Source organism: Collinsella sp. UBA1693 (assembly GCF_002320115.1).
GTDB classification, from domain to species: Bacteria; Actinomycetota; Coriobacteriia; order Coriobacteriales; family Coriobacteriaceae; genus Collinsella; species Collinsella tanakaei.
Map to the genome: position 1 here is coordinate 7,866 of NZ_DCJT01000002.1, position 6,166 is coordinate 14,031.

Annotated in this window: 6 protein-coding genes and 1 pseudogene (1 of these 7 running past the window's edge); 2 read left to right on the forward strand and 5 right to left on the reverse strand. The window is 56.9% G+C overall.

Annotated features, from left to right (window positions below):
* The 5 genes from B3H65_RS01195 to B3H65_RS01215 form a co-directional block, all read right to left on the reverse strand.
* Positions 1 to 315, reverse strand: a 315-nt coding sequence (locus B3H65_RS01195; protein ID WP_286683806.1) for an ATP-binding cassette domain-containing protein, incomplete at its 3' end; no start/stop codon positions are given.
* 3 nt (positions 316 to 318) lie between these two features.
* Entirely contained in the window at positions 319 to 1,521 is a 1,203-nt protein-coding gene (locus tag B3H65_RS01200; RefSeq protein ID WP_286683807.1) for an amino acid ABC transporter permease, read from the reverse strand.
* Positions 1,522 to 1,726: 205 nt separating this feature from the next.
* Positions 1,727 to 2,653, reverse strand: a complete 927-nt coding sequence (locus B3H65_RS01205; RefSeq protein ID WP_286683808.1) for a transporter substrate-binding domain-containing protein — start codon at positions 2,651 to 2,653, stop codon at positions 1,727 to 1,729.
* A 464-nt stretch (positions 2,654 to 3,117) separates the two neighbouring features.
* Positions 3,118 to 3,690, reverse strand: a complete 573-nt coding sequence (locus tag B3H65_RS01210) for a low molecular weight protein-tyrosine-phosphatase (protein ID WP_286683809.1) — start codon at positions 3,688 to 3,690, stop codon at positions 3,118 to 3,120.
* A 341-nt stretch (positions 3,691 to 4,031) separates the two neighbouring features.
* The gene (locus B3H65_RS01215) at positions 4,032 to 4,604 is read right to left on the reverse strand and encodes a histidine phosphatase family protein (protein WP_286683810.1); all 573 of its coding nucleotides are present in this window, start codon (positions 4,602 to 4,604) and stop codon (positions 4,032 to 4,034) included.
* 274 nt (positions 4,605 to 4,878) lie between these two features.
* Here B3H65_RS01215 and B3H65_RS01220 point away from each other — a divergent pair, with 274 nt between their 5' ends.
* Together B3H65_RS01220 and B3H65_RS01225 are read left to right on the forward strand one after the other, a co-directional pair.
* The gene (locus tag B3H65_RS01220) at positions 4,879 to 5,394 is read left to right on the forward strand and encodes a MarR family winged helix-turn-helix transcriptional regulator (RefSeq protein ID WP_286683811.1); all 516 of its coding nucleotides are present in this window, start codon (positions 4,879 to 4,881) and stop codon (positions 5,392 to 5,394) included.
* Positions 5,391 to 6,166, forward strand: a pseudogene (locus B3H65_RS01225) (ABC transporter ATP-binding protein) (it continues 1,108 nt past the right edge of the window). The gene B3H65_RS01220 and the pseudogene B3H65_RS01225 overlap by 4 nt, the downstream one beginning before the upstream one ends.

The following is a 6,166-nucleotide window of genomic DNA, read 5'->3' on the forward strand; positions in this document are numbered from 1 at the left end:
GTTGAACAGGTTGAATCCCTGGAACACCATACCAATGTCCTCGCGCAGCTTATTCACGTCCACATGGTCGGCGGTGAGGTCGGACCCCTGGAACCACACGTGGCCAGCGTCCGGCGTTTCAAGCAAATTGATGCAGCGCAAAAGGGTCGATTTGCCCGAGCCCGATGCGCCGATGATGGTGACTACCTCGCCCGGCATAATGTCCAGGTTCACATCGCGCAAGACCTCGAGATCGCCAAAGGATTTACGCAACCCCTCGATGCGCACCATGGGCTTAGCGCTTGCGCCGTCTACTGTGGTATTGATCTGTGCCATGGTTTATTTCTCCTCCACGTTAATGGGCTGGTCCGACGTGCTGCCAACCTTGACCGCGGCCACTTCCAGGCGGCGCGCCAAGCGGTTGAGCAACCACGAGGCAAGCATGGTGAGGCACAGGTAGATGATGCTGGTAATAAGCGCGGCATCAAACTGGCGATAGTAGGTGCCACCCACCGTGGTAGTGGCGAACATGAGGTCAAACGTGCCGATGACGGAGAGTACTGACGAGTCTTTGATATTGATGATCAGCTCGTTAGACAGGCCCGGGATGGCAAATTTGACGCCCTGGGGAAACACAACTTTGCGCATGGCCTGCCACTGGGAGAGGCCCAGCGAGCGCGCGGCCTCCGTCTGGCCCATATCCACGGATTCGATGCCGCCGCGCAGCACCTCCATCATGTAGGCGGTTGAGTTGAGCGTAATGGTCACCAAGCCCGCAGCAAACGTGCTCCAAATGCCGTTGATCTGCGTGGTGGTGAGATTGGTCATCTTAAAGAGGCCAAACATGCCAAAGAAGATGATCATGGCCTGGACCATCATAGGCGTACCGCGCACCACGGTGCTGTAAACCTTGGCAAAGCCGGATCCAACCACTTTGAGAAAACGGACAAAGTCGTTATCGGAACGGTCGACAACCTGAATGCGCAGGAACACAAGAAGCAACGCCAGGAAAAACGCGATGCTGGTACCAAAGACCGCCAACAGCACGGTGGTCTTAAAGCCCTCGTAAAACGTGCCGCGACCCTTGTACAAAACGTAGAGCATGCGCTCCAGTGTGGTCTCGGGCATAGACGTGGCAGTAGATGCAACCGCCCACGCGGACGCCAGGCCCATGCCAATGCGGTCCACCACCAGTACGGCGACAATAAGCCACACCACATAGGAAACATAACGCAGGAGGCGTGCCACAGCGGGCTTGGTAAACAAAGACTCGTCCGCATAGGTACGCCACTTGGCAAGCTTGAACACCAAGGCAACAGCGCTTAGCACCAGCCAGGCGATCAAGATGTAGTACATGACCACCTCGACCATGTAGGCGTTTGCCATAAAGCTCATTGCGGGACGAGGGCTACTGGAAAGCATCGCGCCCAGGGCGGCGACGGCACTGGTAGCCAGCAATACGTAGCGGTGGTCAGACAATATAAACGTTGCTAGACGGCCGCGGCTGCTTGCGCCTGCCGTCTGCGATTGATTGGAGCCCATGTCTTCTCCTATACCTCAATCAGTACTGTTGTTTTTGTTCTTGCAAATTGCCGCAAGACGCACGCCGGCCAATGTTCAACCGACGCGCGTCTGCGCAGTGCTTCTATGTTGCAAATGCACCCGGCCAAAACTTCGTCCGGCCAAGGGGCTGCCATCCAAACGTAGCGACCGGAGCTCGCCGCCCCAAGCGCCACGCCGCATCTATTTACATAGGCTGACGATCCATGCAGGCAGACCACATGGCCTGACGGTCATCCTCGCTGATGCCCGCGATGATCTCGTTGATCTGGTCCAGTACCGCATCCTGCCCCTTGGCGATGGCGGCGTTGTCCGGCATGACGGAACCCTCGAACTTATCGGTCATCTCAAGCTCGACAAAGTCCGGGTAGGTCTCAAGCAACTTGGGAACAGAAAGCATGGAATAGGTGACAATGTCGCAGGTACCGTTGTTGAGGTTCTCGACAACCATGGGCACGGTCTCCGCCGGCATCATATGGTTGATGTTGGGAATCTGGTCGATAACGTCATCGTACATGGTCGCGGCCTGACCCAGGATCGATGCGCCCTCGAGCTCGGCAAACGTGGTGGCTCCAGCGAAAGCGGAATCCTTCTTGGTAATCATGACAATGTCATCGTCCACGTAGGAGTCAGAGAACGCCGCGGCAGACTCGCGCTCGGGCGTGACGGACATACCGGCGCACACAATGTCGATCTGACCGTTGTTAACGGCGTCGATCAAACCTGCAAAGTCAAGTTTGACGGCGACGGGCTCAAGGCCCAGCTCCTCGGCGATGATCTTGGCAACCTGGACGTCATAACCGTCCGCATAGGCGCCCTTGACGTTCTCGATGGGAATGGTGAAATCGGACTCTTCGGTGACCTGCCAGTTGTAGGGTGCGTAAGCCGCCTCCATACCAACTCGCAGGGTCTTGCCATCACCAAGGGTAGCCTTCTTATCGCTCTCCTCCGCGGAACCCTTGTCCGCATCGCTCTCAGGCGCGGCGGGGCCGCAGCCGGTGAGAATCAGCATTCCGCCCATACCCAGGGCGGTAACACCGGAAAGCTTGAGAAAATCTCGACGTGAGCACTGGCTAGTTGCAGCAACCATCTGCTGCTTTGCGTTCTTGGTCATGGCGGTTCCTTCCGTTTATGAGCGCAATATCCCCTTCCGTGCCCCGCAACCGGAGGGGACCCATTCCCCTCCCCCTTGCAACTTAATGCGAGAAAGTTACGTGCACAATCGCCAAGGATAGCGTGAATGCGCAGCAGACGCTAGCGCGCAATAAAGCGGCAACATTCACTTTTTGGCTCATTTGATGCGCTAACGGCGGCGCTCGCTCGCAACAAACAGCGGCGGCGCCCCGCCTCTCGCCGTTTTCTTCATCCAATACCGCTTACACATCGCTCGGTACACTTATAGTGCATTAATGCCTGTTATTCATTCATTGCATCTTTGGACGAATGCTGGCAGCATACATTTATATTCACTAAAAGTTGCTTATTGTCTATTATTTATACAATAGCATGCGAAAGCATCCCAACCGGCCCCACGGCATATGTGCCACACCCCATGGCGCCCGCGCCGCAGCCGGGCATTCAAAAAAGAACATGATTCGCACACCAACGCCGCCACAATTTGCGCACTAGGTCACGCCCTCTGTCGCCCCCCCCAGCGTCCCTGAGTCCTGCACCGCGCAACCGCTCCGCAAGCATCTCGAGCAGCGCCGTGCAGCCGTTGACCACGTCCGCGTACGTCGCGTCAAAATCACCCGTATACCAGGGATCTGCCACATCGCGCGATGAGCCCGCGAACGAGAGCAACTTTGCCAACTTGGCGCCGCCATCTGCCCGGCATGCAGCATTGGACGAGAATATCCTGGAAAGGCCGCGCATGTTCTCGCTATCCATACCAACAATGTAATCCCAGTCGCCATACTCGTCCCCACGCACCTGTCGGGCACGGTGCGGCACCACCGCGATGCCGGCGCGCTGCAAGCGCGAAACCGTGCCTCGATGCGGCGGGTTGCCAATCTCTTCCCTGCTGGTCGCTGCAGAATCGATACGAAACTCGTCCTCGCGACCCGCCTCTGCCACCAGGTGCGCCATCACGGACTGAGCCATGGTGCTCCTGCAGATGTTGCCGTGGCATACAAAGAGAATGCGGTACATGGGTCCTCCAGATTCGTCCGCGATGACGTTGCTACAAGCTAGCTTACCCGCAAACCGGCTTATCCACTGGAGTCGACAGGCCTTGGGTATTAAGAAGGACCGTTTTTCAATGCCTAAGTGGTCCGTTTTAATACCTCTGTGAAAATCGGTATTATCCTTTACCACTTTTCTACGATTTTTTGGTCATCTGTAATACCGATTTCCAAATCGGTATTACAGCGTGTCATTTTTAGCATTCAAAATGGCACGCTGTAATACCCATGCCACATGAAGCGCCCAAGTCAGTCTGCGGCCTCAATCATGGACGTAGGACCAGGGCGGTATCTTGGCCACAGCTGACGCTACTCCAAGCGAATCGCCTGTTCAAAGCTAAAGACGCCGTCTTCAAAATCGAACACCAAGACTAGACAGTTTCCCCAACCGCGGGAAAGCTCCTCTTTGGCGGCGGTGTGGACCGCGCGCAAGAAGTTGTAGTTCGCCCCGCCGTGACTCACGGCCAGCACGCACTCATGCCCCTCTTGGCTCATGACCTGGGTTAGGGTCTCCACCATGCGGTCGCGCACCCAATCCGACGAGTCGCCGCCAAACGGCAGGTAATAGCTCACGCACTCCTCGGGCGTTTTGGCGCACAGGTAATCTGGCAAGCCCTCTAGCTTGCCAAAGTTCATCTCCTTAAGACCGCGCAGACGCGTGTACGGCATGCTGGTCATAAGCTCAAGCGTATCGCTCGCACGCTCGGACGTTGAGCAGTACGCATGATCAAATGCGATGCCCCGCTCTTCAAAATACCTGCCTACCGTACGAGCCTGCTCTCGCCCGCGGGCGGTAAGGGGCGAGTCGCACCACCCCTGCACGCGATGCTCAACATTGAACTGCGTCTCACCGTGACGTACCAAATACAGTTTCTTGCCCATGCGTGCTCCTCCTCCGCATCGTGCCTTCACCGCAATCCAATCTTTGCGCCGCAGGCTTAGCGAGCCACCTTGATAAAGAACCTTACGCATGGTCTGGACACATGTCCAATACCTATATCTTATCCAATGACATGCATAGTTGTTATAAATACTGGTATGTAAAACAGGTGACCATATCTTTTAGAGGGGCAGGTCGCAATATTTAATTCGGTACCTTGACATCTATCGAGCGCGGATTATACTTGCCACGGCTATCAAAGGTAAGGAGAATTTTGTGAACGGTTCTGAAGTAGAGTGCAGAGAGGTGACGGCAAGCAACGCGATGCGCGGGCCAGTGTGCCCGGACCTGCTGGACGCCCCCGCCCTGGAGGAGGACCCCGTGATGGCTCGCGCCGCGCGCATCCTCACCAACCTGGGATTCTGCGGTCACTACATGCACTTTCATCGCGGCGGCAGATCGGGCCGGGCGCCCATTTTGTGCCTGCTGGAGAAAAACGGCGGCACCATGTCGCAGCAAGCGCTTGGAGCGTCCTTTGATCTTAAGGCCGGATCGCTTTCAGAAATCCTTTCAAAAATGGAGGGCGGCGGACTCATCACCCGTACGCGCGACCGGCAAGATCGCCGTCAGCTCACCGTCTGCTTAACCGAAGCCGGCGCAGAGGCGGCCCGCTTGGAGACCGAAGCGCGCATTCGCTTTAGAACCCGTGCGTTTTCAAATCTCACCCCAGAAGAACAAGACCAGCTGGCCGACCTGCTCGACCGCGTGAAGTCCCGTTGGGAGGAACTATGATCAAAACCCTTGCAGCATCGATCCGTGACTACATAAAGCCCACCATAGCCACGCCGCTACTGGTGCTCTGCGAGGTTGCCTGCGAGATGGCCATCCCCTTTGTGACGGCAAACCTCATCGACACCATTAAGGCCGGCGCCTCGGTGGAACAGATCCTGCCCACCGCCGGCATCTTGGTGCTCCTCGCCCTTGTCTCGTTGTTCTTTGGCGCCGCCGCTGGCATCACCTGCAGCCATGCCAGCTGTGGTTTTGCCAAAAACCTGCGCCACGACCTGTTCTACAAGATCCAGACCTTCTCGTTCGCCAACATCGATGCGTTCTCCAGCTCCTCGCTGGTCACGCGCCTCACCACCGACGTCACCAACGTGCAGCAGGCGTTCATGCTCATCATCCGTATCGCCGTGCGCGCGCCGCTGGTGCTGATCTTCGCCTTTGTCATGGCCTATGCCATGGGCGGCTCCATCTCCTTTGTCTACCTTGCCATGATTCCGCTGCTGGGTTTTGGCCTGGGCTTCATCATCCACAAGGTGGGACCCATCTTCACCCGCGTGTTCCATAAGTACGACGCGCTCAACGAATCGATAGAAGAGAACGTCACCGGCATGCGCGTGGTCAAGAGCTACGTGCGCGAGGACTACGAGAAGCAGAAATTCGCCGTCGCGGCGCAGGACGTCTGCGCCGACTTCACCCGTGCAGAGAAGTTGCTCGCCTTCAACAACCCCATGATGAACCTGTGCGTCAACGGCGCCTTTGTCCTCATCATCTACCTGGG